Genomic DNA, 18831 nt, shown 5'->3' with positions numbered 1-18831 from the left:
CGGACGGGGCCCGGGTGGACCGGGCCCCGTCGTCGTCCGGGGGCCTCGGGCCCCCGGTCCGCCGTCCCGGCTCTCGTTATCCGAACTGGCCGGGCTGGTAGTCCCCGGCGGGCTGCTGGACGATGACGTTCAGGCGGTTGTAGGCGTTGATGACGGCGATGAGGGCCGCCAGGGCGGCGAGCTGTTCCTCGTCGTAGTGCTTCGCGGCGTCCGCCCAGGCCTCGTCCGTGACACCGCCGGCCGCGTCGGCGATGCGAGTGCCCTGTTCCGTCAGCTCCAGGGCGGCGCGCTCGGCCTCGGTGAACACCTTGGCCTCCCGCCACGCCGCGATCAGGTTGAGGCGGGTCGAGGTCTCCCCGGCGTGGGCGGCGTCCTTGGTGTGCATGTCGGTGCAGAAACCGCAGCCGTTGATCTGACTGGCGCGGATCTTCACCAGTTCCTGCGTCGCGGCCGGCAGGGTCGTGTCCGCGACCACCTTCCCCGCCGAGTTGATGTGCCTCAGGAACTTGGCCGCGACCGGGCTGCCGAAGAGGTTCAGTCGAGCGTCCATGGTGAACTCCTGTGTGGTGGCTGGTGGTTACACCTCCCTGACGGAACAGCTCACCAAGATGTGACAGGCTCGAATGTGACGTGCGTCTCCTCGCCGCGCGGCTCACGACGCCTGCGAGGACCACCCGTTCTACGACTTGCCGGCCTCGAACAACTCGAACCAGATGCTCTTCCCCTCGCCCCGCGGGTCCACCCCCCACACGTCCGCGAGCAGTTCGATGAGCACCAGGCCGCGGCCGGACGACGCCAGCTCACCCGGTCTGCGCTTGTGCGGGAGGTCGTCGCTGGTGTCCGTGACCTCGACGCGCATCCGGCGTGCGCCCGGCTCGCCCCGCACCTCGGCCAGCAGCAGGGCGTCCGCGTCGGTGTGGACCAGGACGTTGGTCAGCATCTCGGAGAGCAGCAGCACCGCCGAGTCGATCTGGTCCTGCGACGCCCAGTCGTGCAGCAGCTCCCGCAGCTGTTGCCGGGCCACCGCCACCCGTTCCGGTTCGACCTGGGCCACCGAGAGCATCGTGCGGCGGACCCTGGGGCTTACGGCGACCGTGTCGCCGCAGCCGCAGCCCTCGCCCTGCCGGCACAGCAGCAGGACGGCTATGTCGTCCTCGCGGCGGTCGGCCAGGGGCCCGACGGTGTGGTGCGAGGAGGGCCCGTGCACGGCCTGGACCAGGGCGTCGGCAAGGGCTTCCAGGTCGCCCTCGTGGTCCTCCAGGATCGTGCGGATGCGCTTCCAGCCGGTCTCCATGTCGTGGCCGCCGGTCTCGATGAGGCCGTCGGTGCACAGCAGCAGGGTCTCGGAGGGTTCGAGGGTGATCCGGGTGGTGGGGTAGTCGGCGTCGGGGTCGATGCCCAGGGGGAGGCCGCCTGCCGTGGGGCGGGTCAGGACCGTGCCGTCCGCCATGCGGATCGCGGGGTCGGGATGGCCGGCGCGGGCGACGTCCAGGATGCCGGTCGTGGGGTCGGCCTCCACGTACAGGCAGGTGGCGAAGCGGTGGTCGGCGGTCTCGGGATCGTCGTACGTCATGCCGTGCAGGAAGCGGGAGGCGCGGGAGAGGACCGCGTCGGGGCGGTGGCCCTCCGAGGCGTACGCCCTGAGCGCGATGCGGAGCTGGCCCATCAGGCCGGCCGCGCGGACGTCGTGGCCCTGGACGTCGCCGATGACCAGGGCGAAGCGGCCGCCCGGCAGGGGGATCATGTCGTACCAGTCGCCGCCCACCTGGAGGCCGCCGCCGGTGGGGACGTACCGCGCGGCGATGCTCATGCCCGGTATCCGAGGGCCGAGGGTGGGGAGCATCGAGCGTTGGAGGCCGTCCGTGAGTTCCCGCTCCGACTCCGCCGCGCCCGCCCGGGAGAGGGCCTGGGCGAGCATGCGGGCCACCGTCGTCAGGACGGAGCGCTCGTCCGGGGTGAACGCCACCGGATAGGTGAAGGCCGCCATCCACGCGCCCATCGTGCGGCCGGCGACGGTCAGCGGCAGGAAGGCCCAGGACCGGCGGCCGAAGTGCCGGGCGAGCGGCCAGGTGAGCGGGTAGCGGGACTTGTAGTCCTCGGGGTCGGAGAGGTAGACGGCGCGGCCGGTGCGGACCACCTCGGCGGCCGGGTAGTCGGTCGCGAGGGACATCTGGGAGAAGGGGCCATCGTCACCGGGCCGGTGGCCGTGGTGGCCGATGATCGTCAGGCGGTCTCCCTCGACTCCGAAGACGGCCAGCCCGTCCGGGGAGAAGCCGGGCATGGACAGGCCCGCGGCGACCCGCAGGACCTCGGCCGTGGAGCGGGCCTCGGCCAGGGCGCGGCCCGCGTCCAGCAGGAAGGCCTCGCGGGAGCGGCGCCAGTCGCCCGTGACGGCGGTGCGTCCGGCGGGCGTGCCGGGTCTGGGCTCGGTGACCTCCTGGAGGGTGCCGATCAGCTCGTACACCTTCCTCGCCGGGTCGAAGGACGGCTTGGAGCGGCTGCGGACGACGCGGACGACGTGCCCCTCGGGGTCCATGATCCTGACGCGCACTTCGGCGAGGGTGTCCTCGGCGACGGCGAGCTGGATCACCCCGGTGATCTCGTTCCAGTCGACGGGGTGGAGACGGGCCCGTGTCTGGGCTTCCGTGAGGACGGTCTGCTCGGCGGGCAGCCCGAGCAGCCGGGCTGCCTCGGCGTCGACCGTGACCAGTCCGGTGGCGGTGTCCCAGTGCCACAGGCCGGTCGCGAGGACGGCGAGAACCTCCCCCACGGCGGGCAGAGGCTCGCCATTGCGCATTGCCCCACTCTAAGAAGACGAGGACGAGGAGTGCCACTGATCACCGGCTCTTCAATGGTGGGGAGGCGATCTCGAGGTGGCCGGTACCCTTGGGAGGTCCGGGCACCGGGCCCCGGAGATTCCCGATCAGCGAAGGCTGGATGAACGACGATGCATCGGTACAGGTCCCACACCTGCGGCGAGCTCCGCGCCTCTGACGTCGGCACCGACGTCCGGCTGAGCGGCTGGCTGCACAATCGGCGCGACCTGGGCGGCATCCTCTTCATCGATCTGCGCGACCACTACGGCATCACCCAGCTGGTCGCCCGCCCCGGCACCCCGGCGTACGAGGCCCTGGACAAGGTCTCCAAGGAGTCCACGGTCCGCGTCGACGGCCGCGTTGTTTCACGTGGAACCGAGAACGTGAACCCGGACCTCCCCTCCGGCGAGATCGAGGTCGAGGTCGGCGAGGTCGAGCTGCTCGGCGCGGCCGCCCCGCTGCCGTTCACGATCAACACGGAGGACGGGGTCAACGAGGAGCGGCGTCTGGAGTACCGCTTCCTGGACCTGCGCCGCGAGCGCATGCACCGCAACATCCTGCTGCGTACGTCGGTCATCTCCGCGATCCGGCACAAGATGACGGCGCTGGGCTTCAACGAGATGGCGACGCCGATCCTGTCCGCCACCTCCCCCGAGGGCGCCCGCGACTTCGTCGTCCCCTCCCGCCTGAACCCGGGCAAGTTCTACGCCCTCCCGCAGGCCCCGCAGCAGTTCAAGCAGCTGCTGATGATCTCCGGCTTCGACCGCTACTTCCAGATCGCGCCCTGCTTCCGCGACGAGGACGCCCGCGCGGACCGCTCGCCGGGCGAGTTCTACCAGCTCGACGTCGAGATGAGCTTCGTCGAGCAGGAGGACGTCTTCCAGCCGATCGAGAAGCTCATGACCGAGCTCTTCGAGGAGTTCGGCAACGGCCGGCACGTGACGTCCCCCTTCCCGCGCATCCCCTTCCGCGAGGCGATGCTCAAGTACGGCTCGGACAAGCCGGACCTGCGCGCCCAGCTGGAGCTCGTCGACATCACCGACATCTTCGAGGGCTCGGAGTTCAAGGCCTTCGCCGGCAAGCACGTGCGTGCCCTGCCGGTGCCGGACGTCTCCGCGCAGCCCCGCAAGTTCTTCGACCAGCTCGGTGACTTCGCGGTCTCGCAGGGCGCGAAGGGCCTGGCCTGGGTGCGGGTGACCGAGGACGGCTCGCTGACCGGCCCGATCGCGAAGTTCCTCACCGAGGAGAACGTCGCCGAGCTGACCAAGCGGCTGTCGCTCGCCGCCGGTCACGCCGTGTTCTTCGGCGCGGGCGAGTTCGACGAGGCCTCGAAGATCATGGGCGCGGTGCGGGTCGAGGCCGCCAAGCGCGCCGGGCACTTCGAGGAGAACGTCTTCCGGTTCTGCTGGATCGTCGACTTCCCGATGTACGAGAAGGACGAGGAGAGCGGCACGATCGACTTCTCGCACAACCCGTTCTCCATGCCGCAGGGCGGTCTGGAGGCCCTGGAGACCCAGGACCCGCTGGACATCCTGGGCTGGCAGTACGACATCGTCTGCAACGGCGTCGAGCTGTCCTCCGGCGCGATCCGGAACCACGAGCCGGAGATCATGCTCAAGGCCTTCGAGATCGCCGGCTACGACCGGGAGACCGTCGAGGAGAAGTTCGCCGGCATGCTCCGCGCGTTCCGCTTCGGCGCCCCGCCGCACGGCGGCATCGCCCCCGGCGTCGACCGCATCGTCATGCTGCTGGCCGACGAGCCGAACATCCGCGAGACCATCGCCTTCCCGCTCAACGGCAACGCCCAGGACCTGATGATGGGCGCGCCGACGGAGCTGGAGGAGGCGCGGCTGCGGGAGCTGCACCTGACGGTGCGCAAGCCGCAGCCGAAGTAGGCCGCTTCGGAATCCGCTTCGTAGTCCGCTTGGTGGTTCGCTTCGCGAAGGGGCCTGAAACCGACGTCGGTTTCAGGCCCCTTCGGCGTGCCTGGGGAAGCCACAGTCCGCTCCCATGTCTTTGACAGTCTCCTTACCTAACTTCCCTGCTCATGACGGGAAACCAGACGGCCCAAGGGCCGAAACACAAGCAGGATCCGACGCGTCGCAAGGTCGTCGTGGCGGGCGGCGCGGCGGTGGCCGCCGTGGGCGTGGGCGGTGCCCTCGCCATGACCGCCTCCGCGGACGAGACGACGGCGAGCGCGACCTCGACCGCGTCGAGCACGTCGAGCAGCGCGGAGGTCTGCTACAAGCTCACCTCGGAGACCACCGAGGGTCCCTACTACATCGACGCCGACAAGATCCGCCAGGACATCACCGAGGACAAGGAGGGCATCCCGCTCACCCTCACCCTCAAGGTGATCGACTCCGAGACCTGCAAGCCGATCCGCGACGCAGCCGTCGACATCTGGCACTGCGACGCGCTGGGCATCTACTCCGGCTACGAGAGCCTGTCGACCGGCGGTGGCGGCACCGCCCCGACCGGCGCCCCCTCGGGCACGCCGACGGGAGAACCGCCGTCGGGCGCACCGTCCGGCGGCCCCGGCGGTGGCGGGGTTCACGAGGAGCCCACGGACGACGAGCGCTACCTGCGCGGCACCTGGAAGACGGACAAGCAGGGCCGGGTCACCTTCAAGACGATCTTCCCGGGCTGGTACCGCGGCCGCTGCGTCCACATCCACACCAAGGTGCACGTGGACGGCGAGTGGACCGACGCCGGCTACGAGGGCGGACACGCCTGCCACACCGGCCAGTTCTTCTTCGACGAGGAGTCCGTGCTCGCCTCCGCCGAGGTCGAGCCGTACGCCACCAGCACCACCGAGCGCACCACGCTCACCGAGGACACGATCTACGACCAGAGCGGCACCCAGGGCGGTCTCCTCAGGCTGAAGTACAACAAGAAGAACATCGCCAAGGGCGTCGTCGGCTCCCTCACCGTGGGCGTCGCGCCTGACGAGACGAACGACGGCACCTGATCATGACGGCACCTGATCACGACGGCACCTGATCCCTGCCGTGCACCTACCGGGTCGATGGGTTGTTCACGCGGTTCACGCGGTTCACGTCGTTCGCGTACATGAACATTTGCTCAACCCATTGACCCGGAAGATCGCCCTCCGTAACGTCCCCCAGTGCCCGCGTACGTGATTGCAGTTCACGTATGTGCATCGCGAGGGAGACAACGATGTCAGAAGTCGTGTCAGAGGTCGTGACACCCGACGCCGAAAGCCGAGCAGTCGGCAAGTTCCTGCGTCGCATGCTGCCGATCCTGGTCCTGATGCTGCTGGTCAACCAGATGGACCGGACGAACGTCGGCTTCGTCCAGGACGAGTTGCGGGCCGATGTGGGGGTGAGTGCCACCGCGTACGGTCTCGGCGCCGGCCTGTTCTTCATCGGGTACGCGCTGTTCGAGGTGCCGAGCAACATGCTCCTGGAGCGGTTCGGCGCCCGGGTCTGGCTCACCCGCATCATGATCACCTGGGGCGTGGTGATCGTGGCGATGTGCTTCATCCACAACGTCGCGATGTTCTACGCCCTCCGTTTCCTCCTCGGCGTCGCGGAGGCCGGCTTCTTCCCCGGCGTGCTCCTCTACTTCACCCAGTGGCTGCCCGACTCCAGCCGGGGCCGGGCGAGCGCGATCTTCCTCGGCGGTTCGGCCACGGCGTACATCGTGACGGGACCGATCACCGGAGCCCTGCTGGAGTTGCACGGGGCGGGCGGATTCGCCGGCTGGCGCTGGATGTTCGCGCTGGAGGGCGCCTTCTCGATCCTCGTCGGGATCGTCGCCGGGTTCTTCCTCGTCTCCCGCATCGAGGACGCCCGCTGGCTCACCGTCGAAGAGAAGGCGGCACTGAGCGCGGCGGTCGACCGCGACAAGGAAGCCCGCAGCCGAGCCCCCAGGGTCTCCCGGCTCAAGCTCCTGTTCCACCCCCAGGTCGCCCTGCTGACCGGCGTCTTCTTCGCCATGGCGCTCACCGGGTACGCGATCACCTTCTGGCTGCCCAGCCTGGTCGACGACATCGGCGGGCTGTCGTCCTTCCAGGTCGGGCTGCTCACCGCCGTACCGTGGATCTGCGCCGTGATCGCGATGTACACCGTGAGCCACTTCACCGACGCCGCCCCGGACCGCCGCCCCTTCCTGGCGATCGCCCTGGTCCTGTCGGCCGTGGGCACCTTCCTCGCCACCCTGGGCTCCCCCTGGTTCGGGCTCGCCGCCCTCACGCTCGCCGCGGTCGGCGGGAAGTGCGCGGCCACCCTGTACTGGCCGATGGCCCAGTCCGGACTCGACCTCAAGGTCGCCGCGCCGGGACTCGCCGTGGTCAACTCCATCGGAAACCTGGGCGGTTTCGTCTCCCCCACGCTCTTCGGCTACCTCAAGGACACGACCGGCAGCACGAACGGCGGCCTGTACACGCTCTCCGCCGCGTCGCTCCTCGCGGTGATCGGGGTGGTCTTCATCAGGAACACCCGCGGGACGTCCGGCGCCCTGCCGCGGACCGCGCCGGAGGCGAGCGCACAGCGGCCTGTCGTGTCCTGAGAAGCGCGAAGGCGCCCGGGGTGACCGAACCCCGGGCGCCCGCATTCGAACTCACAGTTCACGAAAGCGACTTGTAGCCGCTCCAGCCGGTGGCGATCGTCGCCCGCGCCCCGAACGACCCCTTGCCGTCCCCGCTGTTGCGGAACAGGTTGCCGCTGCTGTCGCGGGAGACGATGTCGGCCTTGCCGTCGTCGGTGATGTCGCCGACGCCGACGATCACGTTGTACGAGCCGCCCCAGTTCGCGAACAGCTGGGTGCGGGCGCCGAAGGTGCCGTTGCCCTTGCCGTAGTAGCGGTACAGGGTGTTCGCCTTGTCCTGGGCGAGCAGGTCGCCGATGCCGTCGCCGTTGAGGTCGCCGACGCCCACGATCTTCTTGTACGTCTTCCAGTTGTCGTAGAGCTTCACGCGGGCGGACAGCTTGCCGGTGCTGGTGCCCTTGTAGAGGTAGACCGTCCCGGTGGACGTGTTGCGGGCGATCAGGTCCGGGCGGCCGTCGCCGCTGACGTCACCGGGGGAGGTCAGGACGTCGTACTGGGTCCAGCCGCCGGTCGACAGCGTCGTGTACGACGTCGACGGCCTGACCGCCGCGTTGCAGCCCGGCTTGTACAGGCGCAGGGCGCCGCTGCTCAGGCGGACCAGGACGTCGTTGCAGCGGTCGCCGCTGAGGTCGCCGAAGGGCACGAGCCTCGCGGTCGTCGGCCAGCCGGTGCCGGTGGTCTTCTCGCCGAATTTTCCGGTCCCGGTGCCGCTGTGGAAGGTCAGGCCGCCGGAGGCGTTGAGGGTGAGCAGGTCGCCCCTGCCGTCCGGGCCGTCGGGGCTGGTGAAGTCGCGGAGTGCGGGCGCGCCCCGGAGGACGAACCCCTCTCCGGACTTCACCGTGGCCGGGGTCGAGGTGCCCAGGCCGGTCGCGTTCAGCGTCCACGTGAACGCGCCGTTGGGGAAGTAACCCCCGCTCGCCGTCCTGCCGTTCCAGGTCGCCGACACCCAGGCCGAGGTCGCACCGCCGGTGATCGTGCGGGTCGCCCTGCCGCTCGCGCCGCTCTGCACCGAGGTGAGGGTGAGGGACCAGGAGGTGACGGGGCGGGAGAGCAGCCAGTGACCGCTCCACGGCTCCGCCGAGGGCGGCTCCATGATGCCCTCGGTCTCCGTGGAGAAGGCCGTCGGCGTGGACGGCGTGACGCCGGTGGTGGCCACGTGCGTCTGCTCGAACGAGTCGAACCAGGCGACCAGGCCCGTGTACTCGTCCACCGTCCAGCGGTAGCGGCGGTCCACCGCGAGGCCGCTGTCCGGCAGGCCGGAGGCGATCACGCGGGTGGTGCCGGTGGCCGCGTCGGTGAGGACCAGCCGGTCGGCGTCGTGGTCGTGGCGGACGGTGAAGCCGTCGCCGAGCAGCACGTCACCGGGCTGCACGGCGCGGGACGTACCGGCCTTGGTGTCGTAGACGCCCGCCGAGGCCGTCCCGCAGGACCAGTACACCCAGCGGCCCGCCGCCTGGAGCTCGCTCGGCGTACAGGCGAGCGAGGGGACCGTCAGCGTGGCGAGGGTCTTGTCCTCGGTGAGGCTGTAGGAGGTGAGCCTGCCGGTGCCGGCGGCGCTCCAGAGCGTGGAGCCGTTCAGGGCGGCGGCGCGCACCGAGCGCTTCAGCTTCTGCGCGTAGCCGAACTCGCCGACGTACTGCGCCGGGGCGGAGCCGCCCGAGTTGTAGACGGCGTAGTCGTCGGAGACGTCGACGATCGAGCCGCCCGTGGTGCCGAAGAACGACAGGGGGTTGTAGCCGATGGAGACCAGCCGGTCCGCGTTCTCCAGGCCGCTGCCGCCCTCGTCGCCGTCGTAGAACGTGTCGAGGTAGACGTCCTCGGGGTCGGTGCCGTCGAAGTTGCCCCACATCGCCGAGCAGGTGGTGTTCGGGTACGGGCACGTCGGGCTGACCGAACTGCTCTCCGTGGCGGCGGACGCGGTCAGCAGGGTGCTGCCGTTGGTGGTGAGCCTGCGGACGGACGTGGTGTCCGAGGTGCTGCTCGTGGTGTCCTCCGCGACGCGCAGGCTGCCGCGGCTGAGCGCGAGCCCGGTCTTCTTGTTCTCGTACGGAGGGACCTTGGTCAGCTTCGCCACCTGCGGGGTGCCGTCGGCGCCGAGGCTCACGCGCTGCACCCACCAGTCGGTCGTGGTGGTGCCGCCGGTGACGAGGGCGCCGCCGTCCGGGGTGGCCAGCGGGGTGCCGTACGACCCGGGCAGCAGGGTCTTGGTGGTGCCGTCGGCCAGGGAGACGGCCTTGACGCCGGGGGCGCCGGTCAGGACCAGCCAGTCACCGACGAGGACGGGAACGGGGGAGACGGTGGTCTCCTCCCCGGCCACCGGGACCGTCTCCTCGGCGGCGAGGTCGGTGCGCGGCTTGAGGTGCAGACCGGCGGCCTGCGTGTACCAGCCGACGCGGTCGTCGCTCAGCACGACCTCCGGCACCGTCTCCTTGGACAGACCGGTGAAGACCGGGGTGAGCCGCGCGGTGGCGAAGTCGAGGTAGCCGACGGTGTACGACGTGAGGGCGCCGTTCTCGTCGCGGGCGGGGTGGGTCAGCAGGGCGCCGTTCTCGTCGCCGGTGCGCGCGAAGTTCCACTCCCAGAACACGTCGGCCGGGTAGCCGGTGACCAGGCGGTCTCGCTGCTTGCCGTCGACGAGGTCGACCAGGTGCAGCACGTGTCCGTCCAGTTCGGTGCCGTCGACGACGCCGTTGTACTCGACGGTGACGGTGGTCTCGCCGTACGTGCCCACGCGGTCGGCCGACTGGCTCAGGTCCAGGGTCCGCAGGGCGCCGCCGTCCGGGCTCCACAGCGACACGGGGTCGCCGCCGTCGGTCCTGTTCGGCAGCGCCACCGTGTCGGCGGCCTGCCCGAACACGCCCGAGGCACAGCGCCTTTGCTCGTCGTAGCAGCTGGTGGTGGTCGGCGAGTAGACCCCGGACGGTCCCTCGACGGTGACGGTGCTGCCGTCCTCGTAGTCCGTCCAGAACAGGCCGGCGGCCCCCGCCTGGCGGTGCAGGAAGCCGGTCTCGCCCGCCGCCAGCAGCCGCTCGGCGCGCCGCAGCTCAAGGCGCGGATCGTCCAGGACGATCTCGGTGGTTCCGGCCGCCGCGGCCGTGGTGGCGGCCTGCGCCGCGCCGCCGCCGTCCTCCGTACCGGAGAACAGGGTGATGGATCCGGCCGCCACGGCGACCGCGAGCACGGAGACGAGAGCGGCACGACCGCCCCGTCTCGGGGCGTGTCTGCCCACGTGAAGTTCCCTCCCCACGAGGGCCCCCGCCCTCGCACAAGTGGCCGGATGCTATCAGGGGGCGGGGGTGTGTCCGCGCAGGTGGAGGGGCAGGGCGGGTGCTAAGCCTGGTCTAGCCGGCGACGCGGGTGACGCCGAAGATCAGGGTGCGGCGACCGACGTCGTAGTGGACGGTGCCGGTGGTCTTCAGCAGGTCGTCCAGGACATCGGCGTCGTCGACGTCGATGGTCAGCACTTCCTCCCAGGCGCCCTCGTCGAGAACGAGCTGCAGGGTGAACGTGCCGCGTGCGCCTGCGTCGCCGGCGACCCAGCTGAACTGGTAGTGGCTGAGCTGGCGGACCTTGATGCTTTCGTCGGTGAGGGGCTGGCTGATGGTGCCCATGACGTCCTCCTCATGCGCTGATCAACGAGAAGATCCCGCAGTGCGTGTCCGGGTGGGTCCGGCGGGTCCACGAGGATCCGGTCATCGGTCACCCTGGCCGGTCTCGGTCTCGGTCTCGTCGGTGCGATCGGTCTCGATCCGCTCCTTGCGGACCTCGCCATGAACGGTTTCCTCCTCGGTACGCTCCTCGGTGCTCAGCCGGACGCGTTCGACGGGGACGGCCTCCGTCTCCACGACGGGGCGCTCCTCGTGGAGGATCACCTCGTGCTCGGCCTCGGTGATGTCGGGGCCGGACATGGCCGCGTCCCGGTTGGCGTCGGTGATCGGCTCGTGCTCGACGCGGACTTCTTCGTGGCGCACGGGAACGGTCCGCTGGACCTCCTCGGTGACCACGTACTTGCGCAGGCGCGCCCGGCCGGTCTCTCGGCGTTCGACACCGACGTGCATCTGCTCCTCGGAGCGCGTCATCGCGTCGTCGCCTCCAGGCCGCGTCCCGGTAGCGGTCATGTCCTGCCCGGTGGTGTCGGTGCCGAGGCGTGCCCGGCCGCCTTCGGGGGGCTGGTTGGCCTGTTGCCAAGCGGTGTCCCAGTCGATGCCGTAGTGCTCGTAGAGGCGGTGCTCTTCCTGTTCGGACAGGTGTCCGCCGGCGTCGACGTCGACGTTCGGCGCGTCCTTGACCGTGTCCCTGGCGTAGGGCACCTCCAAGTGGTCCTCCACCACTGTCCCGTCGTGGATCGGCACGAACGACTCGCTGGTCCCGAACAGGCCGGTCCTCACGCTCACCCATTCGGGCTCACCGGTCACATCGTCGAAGAAGACGTGCTTGGCGTCACCGATCTTGACGCCCTCCGCGTCGTGGACGGGATGATCCAGAACGGTGGCAATCTGGTCGCGAGTGATCATTGGCGCTCTCCTTGCTTCTGTCGTTCCTTACGCGTAACCACTCGCTGCCGTGGCAAAAGCGGAAAATCACGAAAAAGCGGAAATCTCTCAGCAAGTCGCGATGAGCCTGTGACGCTGGACATGGGGAACGCCCATTTAAGGCAGCTCAAAGACGCTTCACAGACGACTCCCCGACTGTCGTCCCATGACCTCAACGGCCGTGAACCAACTGGTGTTGGTCGCCTGCGACCTCGTCGCAGTCTCCGTACTCACCTTCGGCGTCTTCTTCCCGCGTCATCACCGCCGGGACCTCGTCGCCGCGTTCCTCGGTGTCAACGTCGGCGTGCTCTCCGTGGCGATGACGCTCAGTTCCACGTCGGTCGGGATCGGCTTGGGCATGGGCCTGTTCGGGGTGCTGTCGATCATCCGGTTGCGGTCGTACGAGATCGCCCAGCACGAGATCGCGTACTACTTCTCCGCCCTGGCGATCGGACTGCTCGGCGGACTGCCGCAACACGCGACCGTGCTGACCACCGCGCTGACCCTGCTGATCGTCGGCACGATGTACCTCGGTGACCACCCCCGCCTGTTCGCCCGGCACCGCACGCGCAGCCTTCGCCTCGACTCCGCCTACACCGACGAGGACGCCCTGCGCGCACACCTCGACATGCTCTTGGGCGGTCGGGTGGTGAACCTGTCGGTCAGGGGCGTCGACCTCGCCGTGACCGCCGAGGGCGACGGACTCAAGGCCGACAACACCGAGAAGGCGGATGCCGGTTACGTCGCCGTCGACGGCGGCACGGTCGAGGTGACCTCCACGGGCGACGGCGTCGACGCGGCCACCGACCTCGTCGTCACCGGCGGCGTTTCCCTGGACGTGCACAGCGAGGCCGCCGACGACAGCTCCGCGCACGGACTGAAGTCGGGCGTCATCACCGTCCTGGAGCACGGCACCGTCGCCGTCGACTCCTCCGCCGACGGCGTGCACAGCGACGCGGCGGTGCACCTGGGCGGGGCCGCGGTGACGATCGCCGCCGGCGACGACGGCGTGCACGCCGAGGGCGATCTGGTCGTCGACGGCGGCACGGTGAAGCTCACGCGGTCCAACGAGGGCCTGGAGGGCAAGGACATCACGGTCGCCGGCGGCTCGACGGAGATCACCTCCTCCGACGACGGGGTGAACGCGTCCGGCGGTACGACGACGGAGGAGAGCGGCGGCGCAGGCCGCGGCCCGGGCGGCGGCGGGGGCGAGCCCGCGGGGGACTTCACCCTGAAGGTCACCGGCGGCACCCTGGTCATCAACGCCGACGGCGACGGCTTCGACTCCAACGGCACCGCCGAGATCACCGGCGGCACCCTCGTCGTCAACGGCCCCGAACAGGGCGGCAACGGCGCACTCGACGTCAACGGCAGCTTCACCGTCAGCGGCGGGGTGGTGATGGCCGCCGGGAGCGCGGGCATGGCCGTCGCCCCCGACACCGAGTCCGGGCAGGGCTGGGTGTCGGCGACGCTCGACACGACGGTCGATGCGGGTACGACGCTGCACGTGGTGGACGCCGACGGCAAGGTGGTGGCGACGTACGTCACCTCGAAGGCGATCCAGAACGTCGTCTTCTCCTCCGCCGCGGTCAGCAGCGGCGAGGAGTACCGGATCCACTCCGGCGGCTCGGCGTCCGGCGCGAGCACGGGCGGTCTGGCGACGTCGGGCGACCTCGGCTCGGCGGAGGAGCTCGCGACGGTGACGGCGGGGGAGGCACCGGAGGGCGGCTTCGGGGGCGGGCGGAGGTAGAGATCCGGAGGTTCGGGAGGGTCTGTAGTTTTTTGCCGCACCTGGCGTTCCGTCAATTTCTCTCTTCACGGCAACCCTTGTGATCCCGGCGGCCACTGAGGAGTCGGAAGCCCCGTTCACCGGAGCTTCACGGACAACACGCGCAGCACACAACACATGCGCACACACCCACGTAAGGACTCCTCCGTGGCAGCACCCTCCCACCGCCGGTCCCTCCGCTCGCGGCGCATCCTCGTCGTCTCCGTCGCCGCCCTGGCCGCCGGGGCCGGCGCCGGTGTCTTCGTGATGAACGCGAACGCCGATGCCGTGGACCTGTACCACCAGTCGCTCGCCGCCAAGAACGGCTGGGCGGCCTCCGGCACCGGCACGACCGGTGGCGCGAAGGCCGACTCCGCGCACACCTTCACCGTCTCCACCCGCGCCGAATTAGTGAAGGCGCTCGGTTCCGCCTCCGACACCACGCCGCGGATCATCAAGGTCAAGGGCACGATCGACGCCAACACCGACGCCGCGGGCAAGAAACTGACCTGCGCGGACTACGCGTCGGGCACCGGCTACTCGCTGTCGGCCTATCTGAAGGCGTTCGACCCGGCGACGTACGGCACCTCGAAGCTGCCCTCCGGCACCCAGGAGAGCGCCCGCGCCGCCGCCCAGGCCAAGCAGGCGAAGAACATCGTCTTCAAGGTGCCCGCCAACACGACGCTCGTCGGCGTCCCCGGCACCAAGGCCGGCATCACCGGCGGCAGTCTCCAGGTCAAGAGCGTCGACAACGTCATCATCCGCAACCTCACCTTCGCCGCCACCGAGGACTGCTTCCCGCAATGGGACCCGACCGACGGCTCGGCGGGCGAGTGGAACTCCAACTACGACTCCGTCACCCTGCGCGGGGCGACCCACGTCTGGGCCGACCACAACACCTTCACCGACGCGCCGTTCTTCGACAGTGCGGAGAAGACGTACTTCGGCCGGAAGTACCAGATCCACGACGGCGCCCTCGACATCACCAACGGCTCGGACCTGGTGACCGTCGAGCGCAACCAGTTCACCAACCACGACAAGACGATGCTGATCGGCAGCAGCGACACCGACAGCGTCGGCAAGCTGCGTGTCTCCATCCACCACAACGTGTGGAAGGGCATCACCCAGCGGGCCCCGCTGGCCCGCATCGGCCAGATCCACATCTACAACAACGTCTACGACACGACGACGCTGAACGGCTACGCGCCGAAGTACAGCATCGACTCCCGCGCCAAGGCTCAGGTCGTCGCGGAGAACAACTACTGGACGGTGCCGGCCGGCGGCAAGGTCGCCAAGCTGCTCAGCGGCGACGGCACGGGTTCGGTCGCGGGCGGCGGCAACCTCGTCAACGGCACGGCGACGGATGTCGTCGCCGCGTACAACGCCGCGAACTCGAAGAAGCTGAAGACGACGGTGAACTGGACGCCGTCGCTCACGGCGGGGCTGGAGCCGTCGGCGAAGAACCTGCTGACGTCGCTGGCGACGACGACGGGGGCGGGGGTGCTGTAGGGCACCGCCGAGGCCGGCGGGGCCGGCACCCTGCGCGAGGGCGGTCAGGCCGTGCTCATCCAGAGCGGCCTCGCCGCCCTCCTGCACCGGCTGCGGGTCAGGTGACGTACCGGCCGTCCCAGGGTTCGCCGAATTCCAGGCGGTCCGGGTAGAGCTCGGCCCAGGACTCGTCCTCCTCCTTGCGGATCACCAGGCCGAAACGGACTCCGTCGACGGTGAGCTGGAAGGGGCGGACGGCGATGTCGGTGTAGGAGCGGCGCGGCAGGCTGCGCAGGAGTTTCGACAGGTGGATGCGGGCGCGGCCGAGGACCGAGTCGTTGCCGTCAGGGGCGCGCTGCTGGTCCGCCCAGGTGCCCGCGCACCAGATCTCCGAGTCGCGGTAGTGGCCGTCCGCGTCGAAGGTGTGCAGTGCCACGTAGAGGCGTTTGTGCTCTTCCCAGCCCTCGTCGGGACGGAAGCCCTCGGGGAAGGCGTACGTGATCGACGCCAGGAACTGGCCGTCCGCGTACCGGCCGATGGACTCGGTGTGACGCCTGGGCGCGTAGGCGATCGGAATGACCTCGGGTACTGCCATTGCCATGGCGGAAACCATACGGGTGGTCGGGGACATTCCGGCAGGGGGTAGGGGTACAGGCAAGGGCCCGGGAAGCGGTGTGCTTCCCGGGCCCCGCGCTGTCGAGCGCGCGCGTCACGCCGTCGGCTTCTCCTCCAGACGCGGGAAGAGGACCGCGCCCTTGGTGACCGTCGTGCCGACCGGCAGCCTGCCCCACTCGCCGGCCTCCTGGACCTTCTGGTCCGCGAGGGCGCCGAGGGAGGTCCCGGCGCCGAGCGAGTCCCAGAGCTTCTGGGAGGTGTCCGGCATGACCGGGTTCAGGAGGACCGCGGCCGCGCGGAGGGACTCCGCGGCCGTGTAGAGGATCGTGGCCAGGCGGGCCTTGCCCTCGTCAGAGGTGTCCTTCGCGACCTTCCACGGCTCCTGCTCCGTGATGTAGCCGTTGACCTGCTTGACGAAGTCGAAGACCGCCAGGATGCCGCCCTGGAAGTCCAGCTCCTCGCCGATCTTCCGGTCGGCTTCCGCCACCGCCTTCGCCAGGCCGTCCTGGACCGCCTTCTCGGCCTCGCCGGACGCCGTCGCCTCGGGCAGGGCGCCGCCGAAGTACTTGCCGACCATGGCCGCCACGCGGGAGGCGAGGTTGCCGTAGTCGTTGGCCAGCTCGCTGGTGTAGCGGGCCGAGAAGTCCTCCCAGGAGAAGGAGCCGTCCTGGCCGAAGGCGATCGCGCGCAGGAAGTACCAGCGGTACGCGTCCACGCCGAAGTGCGAGGTCAGGTCCTGCGGCTTGATGCCGGTCAGGTTCGACTTCGACATCTTCTCGCCGCCGACCATCAGCCAGCCGTTCGCGGCGATCTTGCCGGGCAGCGGGAGGCCCTGTGCCATCAGCATCGCGGGCCAGATCACCGCGTGGAAGCGGAGGATGTCCTTGCCGACCAGGTGGACGTCGGCCGGGAAGGTCTCCTCGAACTTCTGCTGGTTCTCGTTGTAACCGACCGCCGTGGCGTAGTTCAGCAGCGCGTCGACCCACACGTAGATCACGTGCTTCTGGTCCCACGGGATCGGGATGCCCCAGTCGAAGGTCGAGCGGGAGATCGACAGGTCCTGCAGGCCCTGGCGGACGAAGTTCACGACCTCGTTGCGCGCGGACTCCGGCTGGATGAAGCCGGGGTTCGCCTCGTAGTGGGCGAGCAGCTTCTCGCCGTACTCGCTCAGCTTGAAGAAGTAGTTCTCCTCGCTGAGGATCTCCACCGGCTTCTTGTGGATCGGGCACAGCTTCTGACCCGCGAAGTCACCCTCGCCGTCGAGCAGCTCGCCCGGGAGCTTGTACTCCTCGCAGCCGACGCAGTACGGGCCCTCGTAGCCGCCCTTGTAGATCTCGCCCTTGTCGTACAGGTCCTGGACGAACTCCTGGACGCGGTCGGTGTGCCGCTTCTGCGTGGTGCGGATGAAGTCGTCGTTCTCGATCTCCAGGTGCTCCCAGAGGGGCTTCCAGGCCTCCTCCACGAGCTTGTCGCACCACTCCTGCGGACTCACCCCGTTCGCGTCCGCGGTGCGCATGATCTTCTGACCGTGCTCGTCCGTGCCGGTGAGGTACCACACCTTCTCGCCGCGCTGACGGTGCCAGCGCGTGAGCACGTCCCCTGCGACGGTCGTGTAGGCGTGGCCCAGGTGAGGAGCGTCGTTGACGTAGTAAATGGGGGTCGAGACGTAGTACGCCTTCGCCCCCTGCTTCTCGGATCCAGTGGCCGCCATGCCCGAAATCCTACTGGGCTCGCGAAGATCGACTCACATGCGTTTCGGGGGGTGGACCGGAGATCGGTCCACCCCCCGAGGTCGCTGCGGGGCTACGGGCGCCAGGTGGCCAGTACGCCCTCGTAGAGCTCGGCGTCCGTGAGCTCGCGCGGGGTCGGGCCCGCGTGGAAGAAGGACGTGTTGCCCGTCTTCAGCTTGCGGAGGTAGTCGAAGGCCTTGTTGTCCTGCTCACCGAAGGCGACGAAGGAGAAGAAGACGGTGGGGTGGCTCTTCGCGGCGTCCGTGAGGGACTGGGTGGCCGGGGTCTTGGCGTCGGGGGCGCCGTCCGTCTGGAAGACGACGAGGGCGGGGGTGCCGGGGGCCGCTTCCTGCGCGTGGTGGGTGACGACTGCCTCGACCGCGGCGTGGTAGCTGGTACGGCCCATGCGGCCGAGGCCGGCGTGCAGCTCGTCGATCTTGTTGTCGTGGTCGGTGAGGGTCAGCTCGCCGGTGCCGTCCAGTTCCGTGGAGAAGAAGACCACGTGGACCTTGGCCTCGGGGTCGAGGTGGGCCGCGAGGGCGAGGGTCTGCTCGCCGAGGGCCTGGGCGGAGCCGTCCTTGTAGTACGGGCGCATGGACGCGGAGCGGTCGAGGACGAGGTAGACCTTGGCACGGGTGCCGGTGAGGTTCCTGTCCTTGAGGGTGGTGTCGGCGGCCTCGTAGGCGGTTCGGAGGGTGGCGGGGACGGTGGCCTCGGCTTCGCCTTCGGCCTCGGTGTTCCCACCCGCACCACCCGTGCTGCTTTCGTCGTCGACTGCGGGTGGCACCTGTGGGGCGTCCTCGCCGTCGGCGGCCGACGGTTCGGGGGTGGGGACCGGCTCGGGGGCCGGGGTCTCCTCCGCGACCGGCTCCGGGTCTGCGGCGGCGACCGGTTCGACGACGGGCTCGGGCTCCGGCTCGGGGCTGACCTCCGCCACCGGCTCGGGCTCGGGCTCGGGAGCGATTTCCGCGACCGGCTCGGGCTCGGGTTCGGGAGCAACCTCCGTGACCGCGACCGGTTCGGCGGCGGGCTCCGGCTCGGGGCTGACCTCCGCTACCGGCTCGGGCGCGGGTTCGGGCGTCACCTCGGCGGTCGGCTCCGCGACCGGCTCAGGCTCCGGCTCGACGACCGGCTCCGGCTCCGGCGTGACCTTCGTGGCCGCGACCGGCTCCTCGGCCGCCACCGGCTCGGGCTCGGGCGCAACCTCCGCGACCTGCTCCGGCTCCGGCGTGACCTTCGTGGCCGCGACCGGCTCCTCGGCCGCCACCGGCTCGGGCTCGGGAGTGGCCTCCGCGACCGGCGTCTCCACC

Annotated in this window: 13 protein-coding genes; 5 read left to right on the top strand and 8 right to left on the bottom strand. The window is 69.8% G+C overall.

Annotation, left to right across the window (positions count from 1 at the left end; all coding sequences use genetic code 11):
- Nucleotides 1-76 precede the first annotated feature (76 nt).
- Together KUM49_RS46110 and KUM49_RS46105 are read right to left on the bottom strand one after the other, a co-directional pair.
- Nucleotides 77-550: a carboxymuconolactone decarboxylase family protein gene (locus KUM49_RS46110; RefSeq protein ID WP_217242970.1), complete on the bottom strand. Its 474-nt coding sequence runs from the start codon at nucleotides 548-550 to the stop codon at nucleotides 77-79.
- A gap of 129 nt (nucleotides 551-679) precedes the next feature.
- Complete coding sequence (locus KUM49_RS46105; RefSeq protein ID WP_217242969.1) at nucleotides 680-2797, bottom strand: SpoIIE family protein phosphatase; 2118 nt, start codon at nucleotides 2795-2797, stop codon at nucleotides 680-682.
- A 150-nt stretch (nucleotides 2798-2947) separates the two neighbouring features.
- Here KUM49_RS46105 and aspS point away from each other — a divergent pair, with 150 nt between their 5' ends.
- From aspS to KUM49_RS46090, 3 genes are all read left to right on the top strand, one after another.
- Nucleotides 2948-4711 (top strand): aspartate--tRNA ligase, encoded by a 1764-nt coding sequence (gene aspS, locus KUM49_RS46100; protein WP_217242968.1) that lies wholly within the window; start codon nucleotides 2948-2950, stop codon nucleotides 4709-4711.
- Nucleotides 4712-4863: 152 nt separating this feature from the next.
- Nucleotides 4864-5787 carry an intradiol ring-cleavage dioxygenase gene (locus tag KUM49_RS46095; protein ID WP_217242967.1) on the top strand — a complete coding sequence of 308 codons (924 nt, stop codon included), beginning with the start codon at nucleotides 4864-4866 and terminating at the stop codon, nucleotides 5785-5787.
- 209 nt (nucleotides 5788-5996) lie between these two features.
- On the top strand, nucleotides 5997-7349 hold the full coding sequence (locus KUM49_RS46090; protein ID WP_217242966.1) for an MFS transporter: 1353 nt from the start codon (nucleotides 5997-5999) through the stop codon (nucleotides 7347-7349).
- A 58-nt stretch (nucleotides 7350-7407) separates the two neighbouring features.
- Here KUM49_RS46090 and KUM49_RS50565 read toward each other — a convergent pair whose 3' ends face one another.
- From KUM49_RS50565 to KUM49_RS46075, 3 genes are all read right to left on the bottom strand, one after another.
- On the bottom strand, nucleotides 7408-10617 hold the full coding sequence (locus tag KUM49_RS50565; protein ID WP_217242965.1) for a VCBS repeat-containing protein: 3210 nt from the start codon (nucleotides 10615-10617) through the stop codon (nucleotides 7408-7410).
- 112 nt (nucleotides 10618-10729) lie between these two features.
- On the bottom strand, nucleotides 10730-10999 hold the full coding sequence (locus KUM49_RS46080; protein WP_217242964.1) for a hypothetical protein: 270 nt from the start codon (nucleotides 10997-10999) through the stop codon (nucleotides 10730-10732).
- An 81-nt stretch (nucleotides 11000-11080) separates the two neighbouring features.
- The gene (locus KUM49_RS46075; protein ID WP_217242963.1) at nucleotides 11081-11902 is read right to left on the bottom strand and encodes a YsnF/AvaK domain-containing protein; all 822 of its coding nucleotides are present in this window, start codon (nucleotides 11900-11902) and stop codon (nucleotides 11081-11083) included.
- Between the two features lie 184 nt (nucleotides 11903-12086).
- Between KUM49_RS46075 and KUM49_RS46070 the strand changes: the two genes are divergently transcribed.
- Both KUM49_RS46070 and KUM49_RS46065 read left to right on the top strand, forming a co-directional pair.
- Nucleotides 12087-13670 carry a DUF4956 domain-containing protein gene (locus tag KUM49_RS46070; protein WP_254402784.1) on the top strand — a complete coding sequence of 528 codons (1584 nt, stop codon included), beginning with the start codon at nucleotides 12087-12089 and terminating at the stop codon, nucleotides 13668-13670.
- Nucleotides 13671-13856: 186 nt separating this feature from the next.
- The gene (locus tag KUM49_RS46065) at nucleotides 13857-15197 is read left to right on the top strand and encodes a polysaccharide lyase family 1 protein (RefSeq protein WP_308407027.1); all 1341 of its coding nucleotides are present in this window, start codon (nucleotides 13857-13859) and stop codon (nucleotides 15195-15197) included.
- A 97-nt stretch (nucleotides 15198-15294) separates the two neighbouring features.
- On the opposite strand, the gene KUM49_RS46060 is transcribed toward KUM49_RS46065, so the two are convergent.
- The 3 genes from KUM49_RS46060 to KUM49_RS46050 form a co-directional block, all read right to left on the bottom strand.
- Nucleotides 15295-15771 (bottom strand): hypothetical protein, encoded by a 477-nt coding sequence (locus KUM49_RS46060; protein ID WP_217243046.1) that lies wholly within the window; start codon nucleotides 15769-15771, stop codon nucleotides 15295-15297.
- Nucleotides 15772-15885: 114 nt separating this feature from the next.
- Nucleotides 15886-17502 carry a methionine--tRNA ligase gene (metG, locus tag KUM49_RS46055; protein WP_217242961.1) on the bottom strand — a complete coding sequence of 539 codons (1617 nt, stop codon included), beginning with the start codon at nucleotides 17500-17502 and terminating at the stop codon, nucleotides 15886-15888.
- A 92-nt stretch (nucleotides 17503-17594) separates the two neighbouring features.
- Nucleotides 17595-18831: VWA domain-containing protein (locus KUM49_RS46050; RefSeq protein WP_254402783.1), on the bottom strand; the 1237-nt coding region annotated here is incomplete at its 5' end.

Source organism: Streptomyces sp. AC555_RSS877, from assembly GCF_019049245.1.
Classification (GTDB): domain Bacteria; phylum Actinomycetota; class Actinomycetes; order Streptomycetales; family Streptomycetaceae; genus Streptomyces.
This window is presented reverse-complemented; position numbering and strand designations above follow the sequence as displayed.